General features: G+C 58.7%; 17 protein-coding genes. 12 read left to right on the forward strand and 5 right to left on the reverse strand.

Annotated elements, in window-relative coordinates:
- Nucleotides 1–79: 79 nt before the first annotated feature.
- A complete protein-coding gene (locus ACT7DV_RS17025) occupies nucleotides 80–7,387 on the reverse strand; it encodes a prealbumin-like fold domain-containing protein (protein WP_444664382.1) in 7,308 nt (2,435 codons plus the stop codon).
- A gap of 103 nt (nucleotides 7,388–7,490) precedes the next feature.
- Here ACT7DV_RS17025 and ACT7DV_RS17030 point away from each other — a divergent pair, with 103 nt between their 5' ends.
- The gene (locus ACT7DV_RS17030; RefSeq protein WP_444664384.1) at nucleotides 7,491–7,979 is read left to right on the forward strand and encodes a hypothetical protein; all 489 of its coding nucleotides are present in this window, start codon (nucleotides 7,491–7,493) and stop codon (nucleotides 7,977–7,979) included.
- A 502-nt stretch (nucleotides 7,980–8,481) separates the two neighbouring features.
- Here ACT7DV_RS17030 and ACT7DV_RS17035 read toward each other — a convergent pair.
- Nucleotides 8,482–9,147, reverse strand: a complete 666-nt coding sequence (locus ACT7DV_RS17035) for a histidine phosphatase family protein (protein WP_444664386.1) — start codon at nucleotides 9,145–9,147, stop codon at nucleotides 8,482–8,484.
- A gap of 327 nt (nucleotides 9,148–9,474) precedes the next feature.
- On the opposite strand from ACT7DV_RS17035, the gene ACT7DV_RS17040 reads away from it, so the two are divergent.
- From ACT7DV_RS17040 to ACT7DV_RS17080, 9 genes are all read left to right on the forward strand, one after another.
- The gene (locus tag ACT7DV_RS17040) at nucleotides 9,475–10,209 is read left to right on the forward strand and encodes a hypothetical protein (protein ID WP_444664388.1); all 735 of its coding nucleotides are present in this window, start codon (nucleotides 9,475–9,477) and stop codon (nucleotides 10,207–10,209) included.
- Between the two features lie 317 nt (nucleotides 10,210–10,526).
- Nucleotides 10,527–11,606 (forward strand): efflux RND transporter periplasmic adaptor subunit, encoded by a 1,080-nt coding sequence (locus ACT7DV_RS17045; RefSeq protein ID WP_444664390.1) that lies wholly within the window; start codon nucleotides 10,527–10,529, stop codon nucleotides 11,604–11,606.
- The gene (locus tag ACT7DV_RS17050) at nucleotides 11,606–12,313 is read left to right on the forward strand and encodes an ABC transporter ATP-binding protein (protein WP_444664392.1); all 708 of its coding nucleotides are present in this window, start codon (nucleotides 11,606–11,608) and stop codon (nucleotides 12,311–12,313) included. The genes ACT7DV_RS17045 and ACT7DV_RS17050 overlap by 1 nt, the downstream gene beginning before the upstream one ends.
- The gene (locus ACT7DV_RS17055) at nucleotides 12,310–13,545 is read left to right on the forward strand and encodes an ABC transporter permease (protein ID WP_444664394.1); all 1,236 of its coding nucleotides are present in this window, start codon (nucleotides 12,310–12,312) and stop codon (nucleotides 13,543–13,545) included. The genes ACT7DV_RS17050 and ACT7DV_RS17055 overlap by 4 nt, the downstream gene beginning before the upstream one ends.
- A 207-nt stretch (nucleotides 13,546–13,752) precedes the next feature.
- Nucleotides 13,753–15,279 (forward strand): fumarylacetoacetate hydrolase family protein, encoded by a 1,527-nt coding sequence (locus ACT7DV_RS17060; protein WP_444664395.1) that lies wholly within the window; start codon nucleotides 13,753–13,755, stop codon nucleotides 15,277–15,279.
- Nucleotides 15,267–15,938, forward strand: a complete 672-nt coding sequence (locus tag ACT7DV_RS17065) for a GntR family transcriptional regulator (protein ID WP_444664397.1) — start codon at nucleotides 15,267–15,269, stop codon at nucleotides 15,936–15,938. The genes ACT7DV_RS17060 and ACT7DV_RS17065 overlap by 13 nt, the downstream gene beginning before the upstream one ends.
- Nucleotides 15,939–16,013: 75 nt before the next feature.
- Nucleotides 16,014–17,510 (forward strand): 5-carboxymethyl-2-hydroxymuconate semialdehyde dehydrogenase, encoded by a 1,497-nt coding sequence (gene hpaE, locus ACT7DV_RS17070; protein ID WP_146274916.1) that lies wholly within the window; start codon nucleotides 16,014–16,016, stop codon nucleotides 17,508–17,510.
- 63 nt (nucleotides 17,511–17,573) lie between these two features.
- Complete coding sequence (gene hpaD / locus ACT7DV_RS17075) at nucleotides 17,574–18,671, forward strand: 3,4-dihydroxyphenylacetate 2,3-dioxygenase (RefSeq protein WP_060703350.1); 1,098 nt, start codon at nucleotides 17,574–17,576, stop codon at nucleotides 18,669–18,671.
- Between the two features lie 101 nt (nucleotides 18,672–18,772).
- Complete coding sequence (locus ACT7DV_RS17080; RefSeq protein ID WP_444664399.1) at nucleotides 18,773–19,498, forward strand: phosphoribosyltransferase; 726 nt, start codon at nucleotides 18,773–18,775, stop codon at nucleotides 19,496–19,498.
- A 75-nt stretch (nucleotides 19,499–19,573) separates the two neighbouring features.
- On the opposite strand, the gene ACT7DV_RS17085 is transcribed toward ACT7DV_RS17080, so the two are convergent.
- Nucleotides 19,574–20,887 carry an MFS transporter gene (locus tag ACT7DV_RS17085; RefSeq protein WP_444664401.1) on the reverse strand — a complete coding sequence of 438 codons (1,314 nt, stop codon included), beginning with the start codon at nucleotides 20,885–20,887 and terminating at the stop codon, nucleotides 19,574–19,576.
- Nucleotides 20,888–20,895: 8 nt separating this feature from the next.
- Entirely contained in the window at nucleotides 20,896–22,311 is a 1,416-nt protein-coding gene (locus ACT7DV_RS17090; RefSeq protein ID WP_444664402.1) for a M20 family metallopeptidase, read from the reverse strand.
- Between the two features lie 127 nt (nucleotides 22,312–22,438).
- On the opposite strand from ACT7DV_RS17090, the gene ACT7DV_RS17095 reads away from it, so the two are divergent.
- A complete protein-coding gene (locus ACT7DV_RS17095; protein WP_444664404.1) occupies nucleotides 22,439–23,335 on the forward strand; it encodes a LysR family transcriptional regulator in 897 nt (298 codons plus the stop codon).
- Between the two features lie 24 nt (nucleotides 23,336–23,359).
- Here the strand turns inward: ACT7DV_RS17095 and ACT7DV_RS17100 are convergent, their stop codons facing one another.
- Complete coding sequence (locus ACT7DV_RS17100) at nucleotides 23,360–24,070, reverse strand: FadR/GntR family transcriptional regulator (protein WP_444664406.1); 711 nt, start codon at nucleotides 24,068–24,070, stop codon at nucleotides 23,360–23,362.
- A 151-nt stretch (nucleotides 24,071–24,221) separates the two neighbouring features.
- Between ACT7DV_RS17100 and ACT7DV_RS17105 the strand changes: the two genes are divergently transcribed.
- Nucleotides 24,222–25,583 (forward strand): SLC13 family permease, encoded by a 1,362-nt coding sequence (locus ACT7DV_RS17105; protein ID WP_444664408.1) that lies wholly within the window; start codon nucleotides 24,222–24,224, stop codon nucleotides 25,581–25,583.
- Nucleotides 25,584–25,612: the final 29 nt, after the last annotated feature.

Raw genomic sequence — 25,612 nt, forward strand, 5'->3', positions numbered from 1 at the left:
CCCCGCTGGAATACCCAGCACACAGCGAATGCCGGATCAGCCTTGTGGCTGACCCGGCATTCGCTGTATTTACCGAGGGCTAGTGCGTCCTGCGGCGGTAGCGGAGCAACATCAATGCCCCCGCGATGATGGCCATCGAAGCTGAACCAACCAGCCACAACAGTCCTTCATCCATGCCCGTTGCTGCCAATGGCGCTGGCCGGGCTGGCGGTGCTGCAGGTGGTGCCGGCGGAGCCGGAGGTGCAGCCTGTGGTGCTTCGGAGCAAACCTCCACGTCCACGGAATCCGAGTTGTTCTCATCTTGCGATGCGGATTCTTCAACGGTGGCGGTATTGGTCCACGTCTGGCACTTGCCGGCGACACCGGCCAGGTCCATGGTGTACGTGAACTTCTTGCTCTTCTCATCGGCGGTTACGGTGCCCAGTTCCCTTGCGTGATCCGGGTTGGCGTAATCGTCGAGGACGGTTACCTTCTCGTCCTGGACTTCAGCGGCTTTGAAGTCCAGCGGTGCAGTGGCGCTGACCGACTGAGCATCCCCATTCTCATCGCTCCAGCTGATATTCACCTTGTTCTCTTGGCCGGTGTAGTCGGCTTCAGCCACAGGTTCGTCGAACGAGCAGCTGTAGTTCAAGGTGATGGTTTCCCCAGCTGGGATGTTCAGCTTGCCATCGTTTAATCCTTCAACGGTGCAGGTGGACGATTCCAGCGAGATCTTGTCTTCCACAAGGACTTCGGTGTCCTTGAAGTCGTTCGGATTCGCTACGGTAATCTCGCCGCTAACGGTGAATTCTTGATCCTCATATCCCTCCAGCTTGGCCTCAACCGTGTAGTCGGCTGTGGCGTGTCCGTCGGCTTCGACCTTGAACTGCGTCTGCTTGGCGTCTTTGAGAACTGACCAATCGTAGTCTCGCAGATACTGGGCATTGACGCTCTTGGCCACCATCAGGCCCTGCTCGATGCACACCTGCAAATCAACTCTTGATTCGTCTTTGCCGTTGCCATCCGTGTCCTCGTGGACAGCTGCGGTATTGGTGTAGACCGTGCATGTTCCTTCCTCGGGTTCGACCGTGAGTTCGTAGTCGAATTGTTGTGGCGACTGCAGGACATGAACTTCGCCGAGAACCTTCGGCTCTCCGTCTGGGTTCATCATGTCGTCGGTGACGGTGACTGTCTCATCGGTGATTTCATCAGTTTCGAAATCAATCGATGCTTCAGCGCTGACTTCTCGTCCTTCAAAGGTTGCCGTCACGGTATTGACGGCTCCTTCAAAGGCCTCAGTGGTCAGCCAGCTGGCCAGGTCGCATTCATACCGGGCCCCCAAGTTTTCTCCGGCATTGATGACAACTTGCAGGCCAGCTGCGGCTTCATCGGCATCCTTTGCGTCAATCCTGCAGGTGACGCCGGCGGTGTTGGCCTGATCAGCCAACGTAGCAGTGATGGAATCAAAATCATTTGGATTCGAAACCAGGACTGTTCCAGATAGCCGCAAGTTCTTTTCGGCTACCCCAGTGTTGCGTGCTTCCACGCTGTAGTGGGCGTTGAGCGTTCCGTCCTCGTTGTATTCGAGGCGGCTTTGATCCAGCTGCTTCACGACGTCCCATTCGTAGTCCAGATCCACCAATGCCTTGGCGGTCTTTTCCAGTCCCAGGGCCATCTGTCCGCAGAGGGTGACCGTTGTGGAATCATCGGCACCGGTCTGCTCGATCACCGCGGTGTTGGTGAACTCGGTACAGGTGCCAGCCTGTGCCTGGTGACGCAGGGTGTAGTCGAAATCAATCGGAGTGCCCTCGGCATTCCAGATTGCTTCGCCCAGGATCACTGGCTCATCAGGGTTGGTCTTGTCATCCATGACGGTGACCTGCTTGTTGGTTTCTTCATCCAACAGGTAGTCAACGGGAACCGTTGCAGCAACCGTGGAATCTTCGCCCCAGGTGGCAGTGACCGTATTGCTGCCGGAGAGTTCTTGCGGTTCTCCGGTGCAGCTATATGGAAGCTGAACTGTGGCGCCATCGCCGTCCTGGCCTACCGGAAGCGGAACCTGCAATCCTTCGGTTTGCGGGTCGCTGTCCTCGGCCTGGATGGTACAGGTGACTCCCTCGATACTGATTTCATCAGCCACGGTTGCCACCGTGGAAGCTGATTCAAACCGGTTCGGGTTGATCAGGGTGATCATGCCGTGCACCTCATGCGCAGAATCTTCTACGCCCTTTGGCACCGCCGACACGGTGTAGGAGAAGTCCGCAGTTCCGTCTTCAGCTACCGTGACTTCCGTGCGGTCCACCTTCTTCTCGAGGTCCCACAAGTAGGTCCTGTCGAAGCTGGCTTCAGCATCCTTGGACACCATCAAATCAAGCAAGCCGCACAATTCTACGGTGACTTGATCCCGTGGATCCTCCCCTGCTTGGATATCGATCCACGCAGTATTGGTGTAGCTGGCGCATTGGCCGGCTGGTGCGTCATGCTCCACGGTGTACTCGATGGTGACTGGCGAGTCATCCACACTGACGTTCCGCAATAGCACCGGCTCGTCAGGGTTCGATTTGTCGTCCCAGATGCCCACTTCCCGATCGGTTTCGGCATCAAGCGCGAACTCGATAGGCACCTGCGTGCTGGACTCCCTTTCATCGCCCCAGCTGACTGTTGCGGTGTTGGTGCCGCCGCTGTAGGAGGAAGAATCCACCCCGGCAGAGACATCACAGCTGTATCCAACGTCTATGCTGCCGTTGGCCGGTATGGTGACCGCCGGCTGCGACGTGGTGCAGATGATGCCGTCCAGATCCACGGTGTCCTGGACCGTGGCATCGATGCTGGTGTACTGGTTCGGGTTGGTGATCGTGATGACTCCGTCCAGCATCCATCCCGAATCCTCGTATCCAGTGTTTTCCACGTTGATCATGTAATCAATCGGCGCGGCCCCCTCGCCATCAACGGTGACCTTGTCGTCCTGGCCTTCAGCCAGTGACTTCTCAATCGTCCACTGATGGGTGCGGTCGTAGCTGGCCTCAACGCTCTTGCTGATTTGAAGGGCTGCCTCGCGGCAGGCCTGGGCAAGTTCATTGTCCGTGGCGGTGAATCCGTCATCACCGGTGAGGGTGGCGACGTTTTCAAAGACTTGGCAGGTTCCCGCCTCGTCTACGGTCCAAGTCACCGAGTAGTCCCGGCTTTGGACTCCGTCTTCAACATTGACCGTCCACTCAGGATCAAATTCGTGGCGGCTGTCGGTGATGGTCACTGTGTCGTTCAGCGGTGTCTGGGACCAGTCGTCTTCCGTGATTTCAACCGTGGCCGAGTCATCGCCGTTGATGGTATTCAGTGCCTGGGCATCCCAGTCCACCGTTGCGGTGTTGTGGCCGTCATAGGCCGGCTGGGACTCGAAGGTGCATGAATAGGTCATGACCCACTGGGTTCCGGCCGGTATCACGGTTTGGAATCCTGGCTCTTCCGCAGACATGTCTGCTACGGCTTCGCCCTGGGCCGACGTGATGGTGCAGGCTACTTCGCCGCCCACATCAGCAAAATCCTGCACCGTGACTGGCGCGTCTTGCCAGTCGTTAGGGTTGCTGACCGTGATCTCGCCGCTCATTGCCCAATTGCCATCTTCATGGCCTTCAGGAGTAACGGTGACCCGGTACTCGGCAGTGACCTCGCCGGTTTGCGGATTTGCTGCCAGCGGTTCGCCGGAAAGCAGTTCCTTTTCAAGTCCCCAGATGTAGGAACGGTCGAAGGAGGTGACAACGTTCTTGGAGATGTCCATATCCGCTCCGGCACACACCGTGGTGGTGGCGGTTGCGGTATTTTCTTCCCCTTGCTCCGTTGCCTCGTTGACCACGGCGGTGTTCGTGTAGTCGGTACAAGTGCCGGCCACTCCCTGGAGCTGAACATCGTATTCGAAGGTCACCGGCGAATTCTGGACGGTGGCGGTGCCCAGCGAAACTTCTTCGCCGGGAACTGTCTTGTCATCGATGACCTCGACGCTGTCATCGGTGAGCTTGACCTGCTCGAATTCGAACTCCACAACATCCTGGGCCTGGCGTTCCTGGCCCCAGGTCACGGTAGCCGTGTTGTCGTAGACCGAGCTGATATCGGTACCTGCCGGTATCGAGCACTCGTAATCAAGCACGATGCTTTGCCCGTCTGCGAGCACTACCTGGAAGCCGTCCATGGATTCATCGGCGTCAGCACCGAGTATGGTGCAGCTGGCCGACGGGATGGATACCAAGTCAGTGACCGTACCGGTCAATTCACCCACCTGGGTATTCGGGTTGGAAATGGTGATGCTTCCCGAAACCTGCTTGGACGAATCCTGCGCGTCTCCAGCGGTGGCTTTCACCGTGTAGCGCGCGGTGACCGTGCCATCTCCGGCCACGGTGAATTGGCTCTGGTCTACCTGCTTCTCAACAGACCAGTCATAATCCCTTTCGTAGCTGGCCATCACATCTTTGGTGATAGTCAGATTCTTCTGATCACAGATGCTGACATCTTGTGAATCGCTGACATCATCTCCCGTGAGCACCACCCATGCGGTGTTGGTGAAGACCAGGCATTGATCCCGCGGCACTTCGTAGGTGGTCTCGTAGGTGAATGACTTCGGTGCCTCTGCCTGGTTCACGGTTCCCAAGAGCGTGGCTTCGCTTTCAGGGTCCGCATTGTCATCGAAGACTTCGACAGATTCGTCGATGGCTTCATCGAGCATGAACTCAATGGGCACCGGCTGGCTTTCAGCTTGTTGTCCATCGCCCCAGGTAACCACCGCGGTATTACTTTGGCCGCTGTAGTCAGTTTCGGTCACCTCTGATGCGTCGCACGTGTAGGCAACAACAACAGAGTCGTTGCGTGGCACAAGTTGCTGTACCCCGGCCAGATCTGGATTGCTGTCCTCAGCATTGATGGTGCATTCGGCAAGCAGCGTGTTCTGATCGCTGACCGTGACCTCAATATCTTCGAAGTCATTGGGGTTGTTGACCGTGATGCTGCCTGAGATCTGCTGATCAGAATCGGTGTAGCCGGTGTTGTCCACGTCAACCGTGTACTTCACCGTAGCTGTGCCGTCTTCTTCTACGACAACGTCAGGTGATTGGCCTTCGGCCAATTTCTTGTCGATGTCCCAGAGGTAGGTTCGGTCGTAGGATGCCTGCACGTCCTTGGTTACCGTGAGGCCAGCCTCGTAGCAGCCTTGGACTTCGGCGTCATCGCTTTTGACCAGCTGGTTGCTGCCGGTGATCGTTGCGGTGTTCATGAAGTTCTGGCAAGTTCCTGCGTCCTCCACCGTCCAGGTGTAGGTGTAGGTCTTTGTCTGCACTCCATCCGAATAGTGGATAACCCATGCCGGGTCGAACTCATGCAACGGGTCAGTGACTTCGACCGTGTCGTTGAGAGGAGTCTGCGTCCAGTCATCGGCATTCACCGGAACGACTTCCTGCGCGCTGCCCGAAGCGGTGAATGCTTCGTCTGCAGACCAAGTCACTTCGGCAGTGTTGCTGCCCTCGTAATTAGGCTTGGATTCAAAGGTGCAGCTGTAGTCGAAAGCCAGCGTCTGCCCGGCCGCAATCTCGATCTGGAAGCCGGCTGTTCCTGGATCAGCATCCATGATCTCTGGATGGCCAACGACGCTAACCACGGTGCATGCAGCTCCACCGCCAACATCCACCTGATCGCTGACGGTGGTTGAGACCGACTGCCAATCATTGGGATTTTCCACGGTGATTTGCCCGCTCATGGCCCAATCGCTATCCGAGTAGCTTTCTGGGGTGACGGTCACCGAGTATTCAGCTGTGAATTCGCCAGTTTCTGGATCCGCAGTATATGGCTGCTCTCCGATGGCGTCCTTGACGATGCTCCAGTCATAGCTCCGGTTGAAGCTGGATACGACGTTCTTGGTGATGTTCAGGTCCTGCCCCAAACAAACTTCCACAGCAGCGTCATCCGTCAAGACCTGGCCGTCGTCATCGGCCAAGCTTGCCGTATTCACGTAATCGGTGCACTGTCCGAGAACCCCGTCCCAGGTGATGCTGTAGGCAAAGGTTTTCGGGCTGTCCGCGACGGTGACAACATTGCCGCCTTCAACCGATGAGAGGTCGAATTCGCTGTCCGTGACTGTGACTTCGTCATCGGTCACCGTTGGGGTGACTGTGGCAAAATCGTAATCAGCAGATGCGCTCGCCTCGCCGTCGGTGCCGTAATAGGCATCGGCGTTCCATGTCGCGCTGACAGTATTGGTGCCAGAGCTCGATGCACTGGTCCCCTCTGGCAGATCGCATGTGTACGTGTAAACAGTCTCGCCCGGATCTACAGTCACCGGATTGCTGATCGGTGATCCTCCGGCGGAGATGACGCAGTTGGCCCCATCCAGCTGGTCGGTGAGCGTCACGCCGCTGATCGCTGCATCATTGGGGTTATTGACCGTGATGTTCCCGGAGAGCTCGAAGTTGTCGTCCTGGGCGTCGCTGGCGGTGGCTACAACGTTGTAGTCAACCTCGACTCCTGTTTCCGAGGACTTGACCGTTGCATCTTGTCCGTCGGCCAGCGACTTTTCCAGCTGCCAGTCATAGTCCCGATCGAACGATGCCTTGACGTCCTTCTCAAGGGTCAATTCCTTGTAGGTCGTCTTGCTGTTGACGAAGGTACAGGTAACTTCCTCGTTATCGCTCAACTCGAAGCTGATAGCTTGGCCAGAGCGAGTGGCGCCGCTATCAGTACAAGAGATATCGGACAGGTTCCACCCGGAGGGAAGATCTGCTTCAGTGACGGTCACCGTGGATGGCGTGACTGTATAGGTCACCGAGTCCGGCAGGCTTGCTCCGGTGTCAGAATCAGCACTGTCGTCAAGACTGAATCCTGTTGAATTTCCAAAACGGTTTTCGTGAATCGTGAAGTCAAAATCGGTGCCATCAGCCGGTGTTGCTTCTTTAACGATGGTCACCTTGCCGGCCTGGACTGCACTGGCTTGAATTTGATTATCGCGCTGACCAGCCGATTTGCAATTCAAGGACTCAATATAAACATGGTAGGGAGAACCATTAATTGATGAGGCACCTGTTCCCGGGCCGTGATCAAGTTCTGATGCAATGTGGGCATCAAAGTACAGGGTCACGTTGGCCTCGTCGCCCTCTTCCCCATCAACCCAGAGGGTGACATAGACAGTGTCCTGACGGTCATCGCCGGAGCCGGGCACTACGGTCCAGCCGGTAATCGTTGCGCCATCGACAGTTTGGTTCAGCAATTCGTCATAGGCCCACTTCCCGGCTTGCTTGACCTGGTATTTGAGAACGAGCTCGTTCTCGCCTGCGGGCAGGGTCATTTGAATTCGCTGATGGACAACTCCGCCTTCATACAGGCCGCTGTTGATATTGCCGTTGGCGTAGTCGGCCATCACATCGTTCTTTTGCATGAACGTGTTGATTGAACCCATGTCCTGGTTGTAGTCACACGTGACAGGCTCGCCTGGTTCCAATGCGGCCGCAGCGGCTTCTAAGGCCTTGGCCTCAGCCTTCGTGGATTCGGCAGCCGATTCCGTTGGAGTAGGACTTGGCGCCTTTGCAGTCTTCTTGGTGGCCGTTGCTTTTGATTCATCGGCCGACGGCTCAGCTTTAACAGCCGGCGCCTGGATGGTTGTAGGCTTATCTACTTTGGCGGGCGCTGACTTCTTCACAAGCTCCGGCGACTCGGATGGCTCTGCCGCTTCGGTTTCCGGTTCCACAGCAGTTGAACTAGGTTCCGATTTGAGAGCGGGAGTTTTCGTGGATGTCCCTGTGCTCTGTTCTGACTGTTTTGACGCGTCCGCAGTCGTCTCCTCCGGCGATGCGACCGTCTCTGTTTTTTGGGTTTCTACCCCGGTGGTTGGTTCGGCAGCCACGGCCAAACCCGGAATTGTCACTGCAATACACAACGCAGTTGACGAAATTACCGCTAAAAGTGGCTTTAATAGTTTTTTAGATATTAAACGAAAGCGCAAAAATGGCATAAAGGCGCCGCGCCTTTGATGCTTAGACATCTTTCCCCCAACAAGAATGTCTGCGGCAAATCATCCGGCGCAGGAGTGATTTGCCAAATGAGCGTACGAATTAGAGGCTCTGACCTGCATTTTAAATGGCCAAACCTCAGTGCAGTCACCCCAAGTGACTCAACGGCTCAGGAATAATCCCCAATACATCTAAAGATGCGTAATGAATGCGAGTGTTTCAAAGCGTCTTCAAATCCCCCAATTCGAGACAACGATATGGCGATAGACTACGCCGACTCTGAGGTTTTTGCCAGCAATTAGAGGGAAGAATATCAGCCAAGAAATGAAAGGTTCAGTGCATTTCTATCGCTGCCGATGATGCGCCCAAGTCGAACACGGTTTGTCAGCGCACTCCGGTATTCGAGCAACGGCCCTCCCAGCACAAGATTTCCAGATTTGAAGAACGCAACCACCCAGTTTCCGCGGGCGTCGAAGTACCGCACGCCTTCCAGAATTGCGGATCTGGCAGTAAGGCCCTGGCCTCATTCAGCAGTCTGCGCTTGCGCCGCTGCCCCGTCGTCGCCCCGGTCATCGAGTTCACGACCACCCAAGGCTTGCTCCTGCCATTGGACGACGACCCAATGGCCCGCTCTGTACTCAAGCACAACAACACCCGTATTCGAAATCGGAGTTCGAGCTGTGAATCCAGGTTCAAGATTGGCTGCGCGCGATCCTACCCAAGCGCGAATAATTGCTCCATGGGACACCAATGCTGCCGCTTCGAGTCCTTGCCCCAGGATTTCATCGACCACCTGATCAAATTTGCCTAGGACCATGGCACCGGTGCACGCAGTTCCAGGCATTTTTCCCTGCACGTTCCCGGCCGCCCATTCCATAACGACCCCGAGATAGCTCTGAATGGATTCCTCGTCGTTGGCCATTTCCAGATCACCAGCAGGAATTTCTTGCAACCCGGCACGAATGTGTATCGACAAGCCTCGCGCTTGAGCCAAAGGTGCAGCGGTTTGTTGGGTGCGCAGTAGATTCGAGGAAAAAATGCCATCAATTCTCTGGCCTTCCAATGCTTCGGGCAAAGCTCTTGCTTGCTCGTGGCCCAGCTCGGTGAGTGGCGCGCCCGGCGCGCCTGTATCCAGGTGGCGTCCAATATTAGACGCTGTCTGCCCGTGTCGAATGAGAATGAGTCGCATGGCTACATTTTGCCAGCGCCGAGCCCGCATTGAAGATAGATTTCGATTCGAGGCCAAACTTCGCAACATTCCTACGCGAGGTCCAATGCTCAGGGTCCTAGGGCCAACGCAGCCCCAGCAAGTTGTTCGGGAACCAAAGCCCTGCCTCTGTTGGTTCAGCCAGCCACTAGGCCAGGTGCTCCTTTCGGTCCCTCAGGGTCTCGCGGGGCGCCGCTCAGTCGGACGTAGCCGCCCGGTGGCCTTAGATGTCCGGCTCATCACTTATAGTTTGAACATTCAAGAAAATCCTTCTTGAATATCCACTCGCACTCACTTGGAGAGAACTTCATGCAACTTTCCGCAACCCGCCTGATTCGCATGGCGACCGCCGGTTTGGCTCTCAGCGGCCTGCTGCTTGCGGGCACGGCGCCAGCGCAAGCTAGCGAACGGCCGATCGACATAACCGGCTACTCCGTTTCGTCCATCACCGTGGCCGATTCGAATTGCCATAATGTCTCAGTCAAGGCATCTTCGAAGGTCAAGAGCGACTACGAAGACGCGTACGCATTCATCGATGTCACCCGAAATGGTGGCTTGGTTGATTCACTGAGGTTTGAGAACCGCAAAGTGTCAGATCGCGCTCTAATCTGCCCCTCGTGGGACGGACTGGGCACCTACAAAGTGGGACCAGCAGATGTATCGGCTACCTATAGTTACTGGGACTCGTACTTTGGGTACCAGGATACCGATTACGTTGATTACACCGATCGGACCAGCAAGAGCTTCCAGGTTCGCGGCAAGACCAAAAGCTCCCTGTCAGCGAAACGCTCCGGCAGTAAGGTAACACTGACAGCCAAGGCCCAAGTGTATTCACCGGAAAAGTACCGATACGCCCAGTACAACGCCAAGAAAGCCAAATTCCAGGTCAAATCCGGTAACTCATGGAAGACCTTGAAGACGGTCTCGCTCAAAAAAGGAACTGCCAAGTTGACCCTAAAGCAGTCAAAGAAGAAGGCCTACCGGTTGTCCATTCCGACCGCTTCCTGGGCAACGTCCACCAATAGCAAGTCCGTGTCCAAGTAGGAGCCATCAGCATCATGATGGACACGCAGCAATGAATTACTGAATGTCTTGAAGCTCGGATCACCGCTGATTCGGGCTTCAAGATTATGTGCCAGCATTTTGCGGGACTGCTCCCCATAACTACGATCTACTTACCCTGGGAGCTTGAGACGCGTCAGCCTCGCACCGCAAGAACTCACATCACTTAACCAAAAAATACCGCTTGACCTGATGTGTAAAAGTCTAGAAAAACAAATAACAATATGGATACTATCTGCGTATCAGCTTGGTATTACCTGAGTGTTTTGATAAAAAGATAGGATGAATAGAGATGTAGCATGAGCCAACGACGCGTCTTCAGACGCTTCATCCTGCCCAGCGCGTGGTTAATCATCGGCGCGCTGATTGCCGTCAGCTTAGTAAAACTAGCCTTCAGCGGGAGCTCTCCAGCCGCCGACGACCAGCTTTATCCTTCCGGTGAAATCCCGGCGGAGACTGTCCTCGTCGAAAAAGAGACGATCAAGAACTCGCTTTCAATTCCGGGAACCATCGAGCTTGTCGATTCCCAGCCCCTGACCGCGCCCTCCACAGGCGTCGTCAATTGGGCCTTTGTGAAGGTTGGCGACAACGTCAGCCAAGGCGACAAGATCTTCCAGATTCGCGTCGAAAGTTCGACGGAGCCGGCAACAACAGAGGAAACCACTGCCCAAGATCAGCCGCAGGCAGATGCAGACGCAGACTCGGAAATCCGCTCGCCGGAAACGACCGTCTCCTATCACGATGTTTATGCACCAGCTACAGGCAAAATTGGAAAGTTCGATATCGAGATCGGCGATGATGTCGAAAAGGGCGCAAGCCTCGCGACGGTGCAGCCGCAAGGCTTCCACGCTGTGGGAACGATCAAGGCACTGGATCGCTACCGGATCATGGATGAAACACTTGAAGCCACCGTCAGCATTGAAGGCGGACCTGAACCCTTCACCTGCAAAAACCTCAGCATCGGCGACTCTGCATCAAAGAACGTAGAACCTGAAACATCTGGGGAAGACGCTGAAATGGCTGATCCTGCTGTTGATGCGCAGGGCGAATCGAGTTCGGGCAGTGAAATTTCCTGCAATGTCCCCAAGGACGTTGTCGTATTCGACGGCCTGGATATGAACATGGATGTCAATGCGGGTTCTGCAGACGATGTGCTCACCGTGCCGGTGACCAGCGTGCGTGGGCTCGTTGGCAAAGGCGCCGTCTGGATCCTGAACGGCGAAGGCAAGGAGATCCGCACCGAAGTAGAACTCGGTATCACCGATGGCAAGGTGGTGGAGGTCCGCTCCGGCCTCAAGGCCGATGCCGAAGTTCTGCGATATGTCCCGGGATCGGCCCCTGCCGTTGAAATGGATCCGGGCATGGAGATCATTCCCTGATGAGTGATGCCCAGCTGCTGAAGCTCGAAAATGTCACTCGCAGCGTATTGCTGCCCGATGACAGCGAGCTGCACATTTTGAACGGCATCAACTTGTCAGTTTCCGAAGGTGATCACATCGCCATTGTTGGACGCTCGGGCACCGGCAAATCCACCCTGCTCAATATCCTGGGCCTATTGGACCGGCCTACCTCGGGCAGCCTGGCGTGGCGTGGACAAGATGCCACCAGGCTCAGTGCCCGGCGCGCAGCCCATGCGCGCGGCCGCGACCTCGGTTTCGTATTCCAGCAGTTCAATCTGCTACCCGGGCGCACCGCCCTGGAGAATGTCATGGCTCCATTGATGTATGCCTCCGGCCGTGATTTCTGGCACCGGAGAACCCTCGCGGCCGAGGCTCTGGAAAAGGTGGGGCTCGGTGCCCGCTTGGACTCGATGCCGCAGACCCTTTCGGGCGGTGAGCAACAGCGCGTGGCAATTGCCCGGGCGCTGGTGCGCCGGCCGCGAGTTGTCCTGGCCGATGAACCGACCGGCGCTTTGGATGTAGCTACCGGCCGGGCAGTCATGGAATTGCTAGATGCCGCTACGGTCGAATCCGGCGCCGCACTGATCACGATCACTCACGACATCAATGTCGCGGCACTGGCCCGCGAGCAATTCCGTCTGGAAGACGGAATGCTCAAAACGATGGCACAGGAGGTGGCGCGGTGAATTCCTTGCTTAGACTCTTCACCGGATTCGTGGCGGCACTGCTGGAAGCTTGGCAGGAACTGCGGATCCACAAGCTGCGCGTCTTGTTGTCCCTGGTAGGCGTCACCATCGCCGTGGCATCGTTGACCACGGCAGTTGCCGGAGCCGGCATGGCACAGCAGCTGATGACCGAACAGCTGGAACGCAACGGCCGGCCGGCACTGATCAATACCTACGCATTTAGCGAGCAGGGCGAACAGTTCCCTTCGGCCAACGCGCAGGTCGCCAACGCATTCACGAAAACCGCTGAGCGCTTTGACGTTGACTACGCGTCCATGGTTTCCCGGACTTACGGCTTCAAAGCCTCCGCTCAAGATGCCACCATCGACTCGGAAGTCATGGTCGTGGATCCCGACTACGCTCCGATTCACCGGATCTTCGCGCAGCATGGCCGTTGGCTGGAAGCCGAAGATGCGCAAAACCTGGCTCCGACCGTGGTAGTGGATCGGACCCTTTACCAGGAGCTGGGATTGGATCAGGGGCCGCTGCCCGCCTCCATTGAAATTAATGCAGGAGCGCAGAAGGTTTCGGTCACGGTGATTGGGGCGACGTCAACCAGGGATGGCGGACTTGGCGGACAGATGTGGATGCTCCCGCAAACCTATGACCATTGGTTTGCCGCCACCTCGCCATTGGCTGATGCCAGCTATGAAATGTGGGTCCCCATTGAAGGCCCCGAGGAGTTGGCTGCGCATTTCGCCGTGCAAATGCAGGCCGAACTTCCCGGATACTCTGTTGAGTCCATGCGCTCCGACTATTTGTCTTGGGGCGGGGATGAGAGCCTGAAGCAATTGGCCATGGTAGCCGGCGGCATTGCCGGGATCATTCTTTTGCTTGGATCCTTGAGCCTGTTGAACGTGGCCATGGTGACCATGAAGCAGCGCATTCGAGAGGTGGGCATCCGTCGCAGCTTTGGCGCAACGACCGGCAGGGTCTTCTTCTCGGTGATGATGGAAAGCGTTGTCGCCACCGCCGTTGCCGGCGGGCTGGGCGTGCTGATTTCCGTGGCCGTGGTGACCAACCCGAAGGTGATCAATATGATCGTTGGCTCTGGCATCGATCAGATGCCCGCGTTCCCCATTGGAGCAGCCCTGGCCGGCATCTCGGTTTCGATCGCCGTTGGCGCGCTGACCGGTGTCCTCCCGGCGCTCGTGGCCGCGAGGGTGCGGATTGTCGATGCGATTCGCGCGTAACCGAAGGTGAGGTCAAGTGAACCGCCGCACCGGCTGAAGGCGCCGTTCAAAGTAATCCACTTTGAACGGCGCCTTTGTTTTACCCCGCCACTCCGCGGATTCCCGGTCCACGGCGGTCAATCGAGCAGGAACTTTCCATGGCCTCCTTGACAGCGGATGAGATTGCGAGCACACTGATCGTATACGATTTGATGTACGAGATGATGTATGACGAAAGCAGGACGATCAACGGTGACCACTACTGTCCCAGTAACCGAAGAGACCTTCGCCCAGGCAGGCAAAGTTCTGGCCGTGCACCTGAGCTACTCCTCCCGCGCGGCACAGCGCGGCCGTACTCCCAAATTCCCGAGCTACTTCATGAAGGCCAGCAGTTCCCTGGCTGCCACCAATGGCACCGTTGAGCGTCCAGCCGGCACCGAGCTGCTGGCATTCGAAGGCGAAATCGCGCTGATCATCGGCACCGCCGCCCGCCGCGTCACGGTAGAAGAGGCATGGAACCACGTAGGCTCGGTCACCGCCTCCAACGACCTGGGCGTGCATGACATGAAGTACGCGGACAAGGGATCGAACATCCGCTCCAAGTCCGGCGACGGCTACACCCCGCTGGGCCCGAACGCACTGGGCGCCGCCGCCTTGGACCCCGCCAAGCTGCGCGTGCAGACCTGGGTCAACGGCCAGCTCGCACAGGATGCCACCACTTCCGAGCTGCTGTTCTCCTTCGCGCAGATCATTGCAGACCTCTCCCAGCAGATGACCCTGCAGCCCGGCGACATCATCCTCACCGGAACTCCCGCCGGCTCCACCGTATTCTTCCCCGGAGACGTCGTGGAAGTCGAAGTCACCGACCTGATCACCGGCACCACCACCGGCAAGCTGAAAACCACGGCCACCGAGGGAACGGCCACCTTTGGCTCCTTCGGCAACCAGCCCAAGGCCAGCGACAAGGACAAGGAAGATGCCTATGGCGACCGCGCCTCGGCCGGCCTGCCACCGGTGGTCACCGGCAAGGACGTGCTCACCGACAAGGTCCGCGAGCAGCTGGCCTCGGTAGCCACCGCCACCCTGTCCGCCACCCTGCGCAAACGCGGGCTGAACAACGTCAACATCGAAGTGCCCGGCGCGACCAAGGGCATGCAGCGCGTCATCGGCACCGCCCGCACCCTGCGCTACATCCCCAACCGCGAAGATCTCTTCAAGGCCCACGGCGGCGGATACAACACCCAGAAGCAGTCCATCGACTCGCTGGAGAACGGTGAAATCCTCGTCATGGAAGCCCGCGGCGAAACCGGCTCCGCCACCCTGGGCGACATCCTGGCACTACGCTCCCAGCAGCTCGGCGCGGCTGGCATCATCTCCGATGGCGGCGTGCGCGACCTTGACGCGGTCTCCAACTTGGAGATTCCGGTCTTCTACAACGGAGCCCACCCGGCAGTCCTCGGGCGCAAGCATGTGGCCTGGGACAAGGACATCACCGTGGCTTGCGGCGGCGTTTCGGTCCAGCCCGGAGATGTGATCGTGGCCGACTCGGACGGCATCGTGGTCATCCCGCCAGCACTGGTGGAGGAAGTCGCCGCTGAAGCGGTCATCACCGAATCCAATGACGAATTCATCTTCGCCATGGTCAAGCGCGGCTACGGCATCGAGGGCCTGTTCCCGATGAACGCGCAATGGAAAGCCAAATACCACGCGTGGAAAGACGCCGGCAGCCCGGAGCTGGACTCATGGGCACTGTAACGTCCGCCTCCAAGTCCGAGGCCGCCTACCAGCTGGTCTCCGAACGAATCACCAACGGCGCCTACACCCCGGGCTACCGCCTGGTGCTGGGGACCATCGCCGATGAGCTGGGCTGCTCGGTCGTGCCGGTTCGCGAAGCCATCCGCCGGCTCGAAGCCGAGGGCCTGGTCCACTTCACCCGCAACGTCGGGGCAACCGTGGCCCATGTGGATTCGACCCTGTACCTGCACACCATGCAGACGCTGATGATCATCGAACCGGCAGCCACCGCGCTGGCCGCCGGCTCCATGGATGCCGCCTGGCTGGCCAAGGCCCGGGAGCTGAATGAGACGATGCGCCAATGCCTGGAGGACTTCGATCCGGTGGCATTCACCCGGATGAACACCGAATTCCACCAGCTGCTCTACGGGCAGTGCCCCAACCCGCACATCCTGGATCTGGTGCAGCGCGGCTGGCGCCGCCTGGCAGCCATGCGGGCCAGCAGCTTCACGCATATCCCCTACCGCGCCCGTGAATCCGTCAAGGAACACGACGCGCTGCTGGATTTGATTGCGGATCACGCCACCCCGGCGCAGATCGAGGCCGCCTGCCGCGAGCACCGCGCCCACACCCTGAACAGCTATTTGAAAGCCGCTGGCATGGAACCCAGCGCGATCTAGGCAACCCACAATTTTTACGACACACCGGCATCCACGCCGGAATCAACAACACTAGCGAGCACGAGAGGAATTGCCATGAGCAAGCACTTCGTACCAGAAAACCTGCCAACTCACCTGCAGCACTTCATCAACGGCGAATTCGTGGACTCCATTGGCGGAGAAACCTTCGACGTCCAGGAACCGGTCACCAACACGAACTACGCCACCGCTGCATCGGCGCAGCCGGCCGACGTGGATCTGGCCGTGGCTGCAGCAAGCAAGGCCTTCAAGGAAGGCCCATGGTCCAAGATGCTGCCCCGCGAGCGTTCCCGGGTGCTGCACAAGATCGCTGACATCGTCGAGTCCCGCGACGACGAGCTGGCACTGCTCGAGTCCTACGACTCCGGCCTGCCAATCACCCAGGCCAAGGGCCAGGCCCGCCGCGCCGCCGAGAACTTCCGCTTCTTCGCCGACCTGATCGTGGCGCAGGTGGATAACTCCTTCCGCGTGCCAGGGCGCCAGATGAACTACGTGAACCGCAAGCCCATTGGCGTGGCCGCGTTGATCACCCCCTGGAACGTCCCGTTCATGCAGGAATCCTGGAAGCTGGCTCCGGCCATCGCCACCGGCAACTCGGTCGTCCTCAAGCCCGCCAGCTACACCCCGCTTTCCGCCGGGCTATGGCCAGACATCTTCCGCGAGGCAGGCCTGCCAGAAGGCGTCTTCAACCTGATTTTCGGTTCCGGCGGCGTAGCCGGCGACTACCTGGTCAAGCACCCGGATGTGCCGCTGGTATCCTTCACCGGCGACTCCTCCACCGGCGCCACCATCTCCACCGCAGCTGCGCCGCAGTTCAAGGGCCTGTCCCTGGAGCTGGGCGGCAAGTCCCCGGCCGTGGTCTTCGCCGACGCCGACCTGGACGCAGCCCTGGATGCCACCGTCTTCGGCGTGTTCTCGCTGAACGGCGAGCGCTGCACCGCCGGTTCCCGCGTTCTGGTCCAGCGCGATATCTACGATGACTTCGTTGCCAAGTTCGCGCAGCGCGCCAAGAACATCCGCGTCGGCCTGCCCAGCGACCCGAAGACCGAGGTCGGCTCGCTGGTGCACCCGAAGCACTTCGAGAAGGTCATGAGCTACATCGAAATCGGCAAGACCGAGGGCCGGCTGCTGGCCGGCGGCGGGCGCGCAGAAGGCTTCGAGGACGAAGGCAACTATGTTGCACCGACCGTGTTCGCCGATGTTGCCCCCGATGCCCAGATCTTCCAGGACGAGATCTTCGGCCCGGTCGTGGCCATCACCCCGTTCGACACCGATGAGGAAGCGCTCGAGCTGGCCAACAACACCAAGTACGGCCTGGCCGCGTATGTGTGGACCAGCAATCTGAAGCGCGCGCACAACTTCGCGCACCAGATCGAATCCGGCATGGTGTGGCTGAACTCCAATAACGTCCGCGACCTGCGCACCCCCTTCGGCGGCGTGAAGGCTTCGGGTCTGGGCCGCGAGGGCGGCTACCGCTCGGTGGATTTCTACACCACCCAGCAGTCCATCCAGATCACCCTGAACGAAGCCCACTCCCCCAAGTTCGGCGTCTAGGAAGCTCCCGCTTCCCTCCACTAATCTTTCCTGCTTGCAAAGGAGCAAATCATGAGCAAAGAGATCGAGAACCCGATTCCCACCCCTTCGGTTCCAGCACCGGATATCCTGCGCTGCGCCTACGCCGAACTGGTGGTCACCGACCTGGAGCGCTCGCGCAACTTCTACGTTGACGTTCTGGGCCTGCATGTTTCCTACGAGGACGAGAACCAGATCTACCTGCGTTCCTTCGAGGAATTCATCCACCACAACCTGGTGCTGACCAAGGGCCCGGTGGCCGCGTTGAAAGCCATGGCTTTCCGTGTCCGCTCCAACGAGGACGTGGACAAGGCCGAGGCCTACTACAAGGAATTGGGATGCCGCACCGAGCGCCGCACCGAAGGCTTCGTCAAGGGCATCGGAGATGCGGTGCGCGTGGAGGATCCGCTGGGCTTCCCCTACGAGTTCTTCTTCGAGACCACCCACGTTGAGCGCCTGCACATGCGCTATGACCTGTACTCGGCTGGCGAATTGGTCCGCCTGGACCATTTCAACCAGGTCACCCCGAATGTGCCTCGTGGCCGCGCCTACCTCGAGGACCTGGGCTTCCGCGTCACCGAGGACATCCAGGACGATGAAGGCACCACCTATGCAGCCTGGATGCACCGCAAGGGCACCGTGCACGACACCGCGCTGACCGGTGGCAACGGCCCGCGCCTGCACCACGTGGCCTTCTCCACCCACGAGAAGCACAACATCATCCAGATCTGCGACAAGATGGGCGCCCTGCGCATCTCGGATCGCATCGAGCGCGGCCCGGGCCGCCATGGCGTGTCCAACGCGTTCTACCTGTACATCCTGGATCCAGATGACCACCGCATCGAGATCTACACCCAGGACTACTACACCGGCGACCCGGACAACCCGACCATCACCTGGAACGTGCATGACAACCAGCGTCGCGACTGGTGGGGCAACCCGGTTGTTCCATCCTGGTACACCGAAGCTTCCAAGGTGCTGGATCTGGACGGCAACGTGCAGGAAGTCATCGAGCGCACCGATGACTCCGAGCTGGAAGTCACCATTGGCGCCGATGGCTTCTCCTACACCCGTGCCGGCGACGAGGACGGCTCGTACCACGGGCAGGCTTCCAAGGGCTTCAAGCTGGGCAACCAGCTCTAAGCGCCAATAGCCATCAAGGGCTCTCGTGCTCCGGGCGGATTATTCCGTTCAGGCCACGGGAGCCCTCTGGCGTTTCTCCTAGCTGGCCGCCCGGTGGGTGAATGAACCGCTTGAATTTCTGGCTGTTGCTATTCATTTCGCTGACTTTGGGCAAGACTGGAACCATGGTCAGTGAAAACAGTTCCAAGTTTGACGACCGCAGCCACGCCGGAGCCGCGTTGGGCATGAAGCTGGCCACGACCTTGCCCGCTGGCGAGTACACGGTGCTGGGGCTATTGCGCGGCGGCGTTCCCATCGCGTACGAAGTAGCCCAGGCATTGGGCGCTCGCCTGGGTGTCTTGGCGGTGCGCAAGCTCGGAGTGCCCAATAATCCGGAACTGGCCTTCGGCGCCATCGCACAGTACTCAGCCATCAGCGGCCGCTACCTCAATGCCGAGGTGCACCGGCGGGCTTTGCAGTATTTTGGGCCGGAGGAGCTGGCCTCGGTGGAAAATGGAACCCATGCCGATCTGCTGGCACTGGCCCACGCGTTCAGGGCCTATGCACCGGACTTGGCGGGACAATCCGTGATTCTCTGCGATGACGGCATCGCCACCGGGGCAACGATGAAAGCCTCGCTGGAACTCGTCGCCCAGCTGCATCCCCAATCCATCATCATCGCGTCCCCGGTGATCGCCCCGGAAACCCTCACCGAACTGGCTCCGCTGGCGGACGGGCTGGTTGAGCTGCTCAAGCTGCACCGGTTTGGAGCTGTCGGTGCGTTCTACAAGGACTTCAGCCAGGTCGATCAAGACAACGTTCTCAAGCTGCTGGGTGCCGGTTCTTGAAGGCAGTACAACAAACGGCCAGCAACTTTCGCAGTTGCTGGCCGTTGTGCTTTGCACCCTTTCCCAAGAACTCCTTCAGCGTACAGAACGGAAGCGGAATGCCGCTCCCAAGGCCGTGATGCTGACGATGGACAGGACGGCGAGATAGTATCCTGGCGCCACCGGCTGTCCCGTCGTTTCAATCAGGAATGCACAGATCATCGGGGTGAACCCGCCAAAGACCGCCACTGCCGCGTTGTAGCTGAATGACAGGCCCGTGGCCCGGACCGAGCCGGTAAACACGTCGGCCATGACCGAAGGCAGCGCCCCGAAATACAAGGCCTTGAGCAGTCCAAGAATCGTCATCACCACGGCCAGGACCAGGAAGCTCTTTCCTGCGATGAGCCAGAGGAACAGCGGAATCGTCAACAAGACAATCCCGATTACTGCAGGGATCATGATTTTCAGGCGGCCGTACCGGTCCGACAGGTGGCCGACGACTGGAGTCGCGAAGGTGAGGATCACGCCAGAAATAATCAATGATGAAAATGATACGGACGGATTCATGCCCAGCTGCTTGATCCCGAAAGTCGGCATGTATTGCAGGACGAAGTTCAACGCAGTCGAGATGGCCAGGGCACCACCGGCAATCAGCACCGAAACCTTATGCGACCGGAATAGCTGCTGCACCGGCGCATGATTTTGCTTCGTGCCGCCCTCAGCCTGCTGGTCGTCGGCCTTCTCAATCGGCGCCTCGTCAACATGCCGGCGGATCCACCATCCGGCGGGACCCACCAGCAGTCCGACGAAGAACGGAATGCGCCATGCCCAGTCGTTCATTTGCTCTGTAGTGAAGACGCTGGTCAGTATGACGACCGTGATTGCAGCCATCAGCGCGCCAAGCCCCTGGCTGGCAAACTGGAAACTTCCCAAGAAGCCCTTGCGCCCCTTGTTTTGGGCCAGCAGGTACGAGGTTGCTGCTCCGAATTCGCCCCCAGCCGAGAATCCCTGGACCAGCCGGCCAACGATCAGCCCCAGCGGAGCCAGCAGCCCGATAGTTCCATAACCAGGCATGAAAGCGATGATTGCAGTGCCCACTACCATCAATCTGATGGTGAGGATCAGGCCTTTTTTCATTCCCTTGCGGTCTGCATAGGAGCCGAGCACCAAGCCACCCAGCGGCCGGATCAGGTAGGAGATCCCGAAGACGGCAAACGCCTGGATTACTTCCACGGCCGCATTGTCCGAAGGGAAGAAATTATGCCCGATGTAGATGGCCAGCAGCGCATAGATGGACATGTCGTACCATTCCAGCGCATTGCCAATGGTGGCCGCCGCAATGCCTCGTGCCGCGGACTGGCGTGCAGGCGCGGGAACTTCCGAGACCAAATCTTGTTGTTGTTTGTCCATGCTGGTTCCTATATCTTTCCACTGGCCAGCGCGCTTGCGCTGGGCACGTCTTGGCGCGTTCCCAGATCGTGGAACAGGCCGCACATCATTTGCAGTCCTTCGCGCAGGACCGATTCCAGCGCATGTTCGTTGGGGCCGTGCTGCTGGCACCCAGGGTAGGAATGCGGAATCCAGAGGGTCGGCAACCCCAGCGTGGATTCAAAAACGGCGTTGGGAAGCGAGCCGCCAATATTCGGCAGGATCGTGGTGGGCTGGCCGGTGGTTTTTTCCAGGGAATTGCTCGCCCATTGCACCCACGGATTCTCCGGTTCAATACGGCTTGCCGGAAAACATTGGCCCATGCTCAATTGCACCATCGAATACCCGGCGTCATCCAAGGCCCGGCGAATCGCCGATTCGATCTTGTCGGTGTTTGTTCCGACGACAAACCGCAGCTGCAGAACTGCCCGTGCTTGTCCAGGTATCGCATTCACTGGCACCTGGACATCCGCCGAGTTCATCGCCAGGACTTCCAAGGTGTTCCACCCATAGAGCCGCTCGGCGGCGCTCAGGCTCGTATCCGCCCAGCCTGCCGCCACTTCTGGATCCTGTTTTCCCTGCCCGACTTGAACCGGCGCCAATACCTCGCGCACGGAGTCCGGCAAGCTGTCCGGCAGCAATTCAGGAACCCTGATACGTCCGTGGCCATCTACGAGTGTTCCAATCGCGCCGGCCAGTGTTGTCGCGGGATTGCGCAATAGCCCGCCCCAGTTTCCCGAGTGGTATCCGCCTTGGCGCAAGGGAATGTTCAGCTCAAAGGTCGCCCCACCGCGTGCTCCGAGGAAGATGGTGGGCTTATCCGCGCTCTGCCGCGGACCATCCGAGGCAATGAAGACCTCCGCCTCAAGCTGCTTGCGATGCGCCGCGGCGTATTCATCCAGCTGGGGCGATCCGATTTCCTCCCCGGCCTCGAAGAGGAAGGTGATGTTGAACCCCAGGGATCCTTGTTCCGCCAGGATCAGCTCTATGGCTTTGAGGTTCACCAGATGCTGGCCCTTGTTATCGGCGGAGCCGCGTCCATACCAGCGGTCCCCCTCAGCACGCAGCTCAAAGGGGTCCCGCCCCGCGTCCCACTGTCCAGCTTGCCCGTCAACCACATCCGCATGCCCATAGCACAGCACCGTCGGGTACTGCTGAGCCTCGATGCGAGTGGCGATCAGAAAGGAATTTCCTGAACCCTGCCAATTCAGATCCGTAGTCACTGAGAAGCCCATGGCTTCGAATCGTTCAAGGAGAATGCCGTCGAGATATGCGTTGACAGCAACGCTTTGCGCGGGGTCGCTGCTCACTGTCGGCCGCGATACCAGCTGCGAAAGTTCATTGAACAACTCCCCAGAGTCGGCGAACTGCTCCGCTTTTTCCAATAGCTCTTGTCTCGTTGCCACGGTTTCCCCTCGATGGTTTCCTGTACTGGAGATCACACTATGAGATCAGGAGGGGCTTGAACCAGTGCCGTTTCGAGCACTAGGTTTGACTTAAAGGCAAACCTACTCAGAACGAGAGTTCAGCAATATGCAAACGCTACCCACCGCCCTGCGTTATTTCCATGAGGTGGCAACCACCGGCTCGATCTCCGAGGCAGCTGAAACCCAGCACGTTTCCCCTTCCGCGATTAGCCGGCAAATCAGCCAGCTCGAACGGCAGATAGGCTCTCCAGTGTTTCGCCGGCATGCCCGCGGCATGGAACTCACTGATGCAGGAGTACTTTTGCTCACCCATACCCGTCGAGTCCAGGCGGAGGGCGAGCAGCTTCTCCAGGACCTCGGCCAGATCTCCAGCGGAATTTCACGGAGCATCAAAGTCGTCAGCTCCGAAGGGCTGGCCGCCTCGGTCACCCCGAGGGCGATCGCCGCGTTCTGCAAGCTCCATCCTCAAGTGTCGGTGCACCTGACGGTGCTTCCATCAGCTGACGCGGCGCGCCAGATCGTCGAGGGGACCGCGGATATAGCGACGGTCTTCACCCTGGGGTTGCAACGCGATGTGCAAGTCGAGTACTCCCGCCCCGCCCCGGCCTATGCGGTCCTTGCCACAGGTCATCCTCTGGCGGGCAAATCCCAGATCTCGCTGGAGGAGTTGTGCCGCTACCCCCTGTCCATGACCGCCAAGGGCATTACCCAGCGCGAGCTGTTCGACATTGCGATGTCCATGGCAGGGTTGACCCCGAACATTGCGTTGACGACGGACCATATCAACCCGGCGATGGAATTCGCGCGCTCGGGCGCGGGAGTGACGCTCTTGAGCCAATTCGCGCGGGACAGCGCATTGAGCGAGGGCTTGGAGTTCATCCGCATTGACCATCCAGCTTTCGCCGAACGCACGGCGCAGATTCTGACAATGCCCCGCCGCCGCCAGCCCGCCTTGGTCACGGCACTGATCCAGCACATCACCGATGTCATGAAGAGCAACTAGCCAGCACGGGCAGCAGGCAGGAACCTACTGGATTTCCTTCAGCAGGGCCACGTCGGAAACAAGCTCGATGTGCTCCTGCATCGCCTCGGCTGCCGCCTGCGGGTCTCCGGCAGCAATGGCCTCAGTGATTTTCCGGTGCGATTCCAAGGACCGTTCCGGGCGCCCCGGCTGCCCCAGCGATTCCAAGCGCGTTTCGAGCACCATTTCAGCGATGAAAGTCATCAATTTCTGCAGGACCGACGATTTCGCTGCCCCGGTAATGGCCTCATGGAAAAGCTCGTCGCCCTTTTCACCGCGGTCTCCAGCCGCAATTTCCTCGGCCATCACATCCAGCGCGTGGTTTATGCGCTGGAGGTCATCGTCGGTGCGCCGCTCTGCGGCGAGAGACGCCAATTTCACTTCCAGGGTGCTGCGCGCTTCAACAATGTCCGGAAGCCGGTTCTTATGTTCATGCAGTTCTCGCAAGACTGTCGCGACTGTGGGACGGTACACCAAGACGGCACCGGTTCCGTGCTTGACGTCTATGACCCCCAGAACCTCTAAGGCGACTAATGCCTGCGCCAAGGTAGCCCTCGAAACCCCGAGCTGATCCGCCAGTTCTCGTTCAGCTGGCAGATGGTCCCCTGGGCCCAGCTGCTCTTCCTCCACGAAGGCCAAAATCTTCTGCATGAGCTGCTCATAGAGCCTGGGGCGTTGCACTTTGGCGAAAGCCTTGGGCTTTTTGATTTCAGCCATGTTCACTCCTTTTGATGTCGCCTAGCTCAAACTTACACCGAAATTTTTCTTGACAAGACACTCGGAGTCTAGGAGGCTAGGCCAGTGAGCCAGTGACACCTGTCACACAACCTACCACTCGCTTTGCGACTTCACGAAAAGGATATTCCCCATGTCTGTCGCGCTAGTCTCCATCATCATCTTGGCAGTGATGTTCATCATCGCCACGATGTTCCCCATTAATATGGGAGCCTTGGCTTTTGTCGGAGCATTCCTTCTCGGCGCCGTCTTCCTCGGGATGGACACCAAGGACATTCTCGCCAGCTTCCCCGGCGGGCTGTTCCTCACCCTCGTGGGCGTCACCTACCTGTTTGCCATAGCGCAAAACAACGGCACTATCGACATACTTGTCGACAAGGCCGTGAAACTGGTTGACAGCCGGATCTCGTTGATCCCCTGGGTCATGTTCGTCATCACCGCAGCCATCACCGCCATCGGTGCCCTCGGCCCGGCCGCCGTGGCGATCATTGCACCGATCGGCCTGAACTTCGCACAGCGCTACAAGATCAACCCCCTGATGATGGGCATGCTCATCGTGCACGGTGCCCAAGCCGGCGGTTTCTCGCCTATCGCGGTCTATGGCGTCATCGTCAACGGCCTCATTGAAGAAGCCGGATTCGACTTCAGCCCCACTGCGCTGTTCCTCACCAGCTTCATCTTCAACCTGGTGATCGCCATCGTCTTGTTCCTGGTCCTTGGCGGACGCCAGCTAGCTGGCCAGCGTGCAGGAGCCATCGCCGAACGTGTTGCTGAAGCACGCCTGAAGGTTTCTGCCGGTGCCCACGCTGCAGATGTCGATTTCAAGGGCAGCGGCTCGGGAACCTACGGTCCTCGCGATCCCGCCGGAGACGGCGCCGCGCCGAAGGCGCCAGGACAGCGTTTTGGCCAGGCCATGACCATCATCGGCTTGATCGCCCTGGCCGTCATTGCCTTGGGCTTCAAAGTCGATGTCGGCTTTGTTTCGATTACCATCGCCGTGTTCCTCGCATTGGTGAATCCTGCCGCCCAGAAGGGCGCCGTCAACAAGATCAGCTGGTCCACCGTGCTGTTGATCTGCGGCATGCTCACCTTCGTAGGTGTCCTGGAAGAAGCCGGGACCATCGAGTACGTCTCCAATAGTGTCGCCAATCTCGGGGCACCCCTGCTTGCAGGACTGCTCATTTGCTACATCGGCGCCGTAGTCTCCGCCTTCGCCTCATCCACCGCCATTTTGGCCGCATTGATTCCGCTGGCGATCCCGTTCCTGAATACCGGTTCCATCAGCGCCACCGGCCTGATTTGCGCCTTGGCCATCGCCTCCACTGTCGTGGATGTCTCCCCCTTCTCCACCAACGGCGCACTGGTTCTTGCCAACGCGCCCGAAGGCACAGACAAGGACCGCTTCTACAAGCAGGTCCTGGGCTACGGAGGAATCATCGTGCTCGCCGGACCCGTTTTGGCCTGGGCACTGCTCGTCCTGCCCGGCTGGCTATAGCCGTTCATCCCCACAACTAAGCCGAATAA

It is taken from the genome of Glutamicibacter sp. TV12E (genome assembly GCF_052441935.1).
Lineage (GTDB): Bacteria > Actinomycetota > Actinomycetes > Actinomycetales > Micrococcaceae > Glutamicibacter.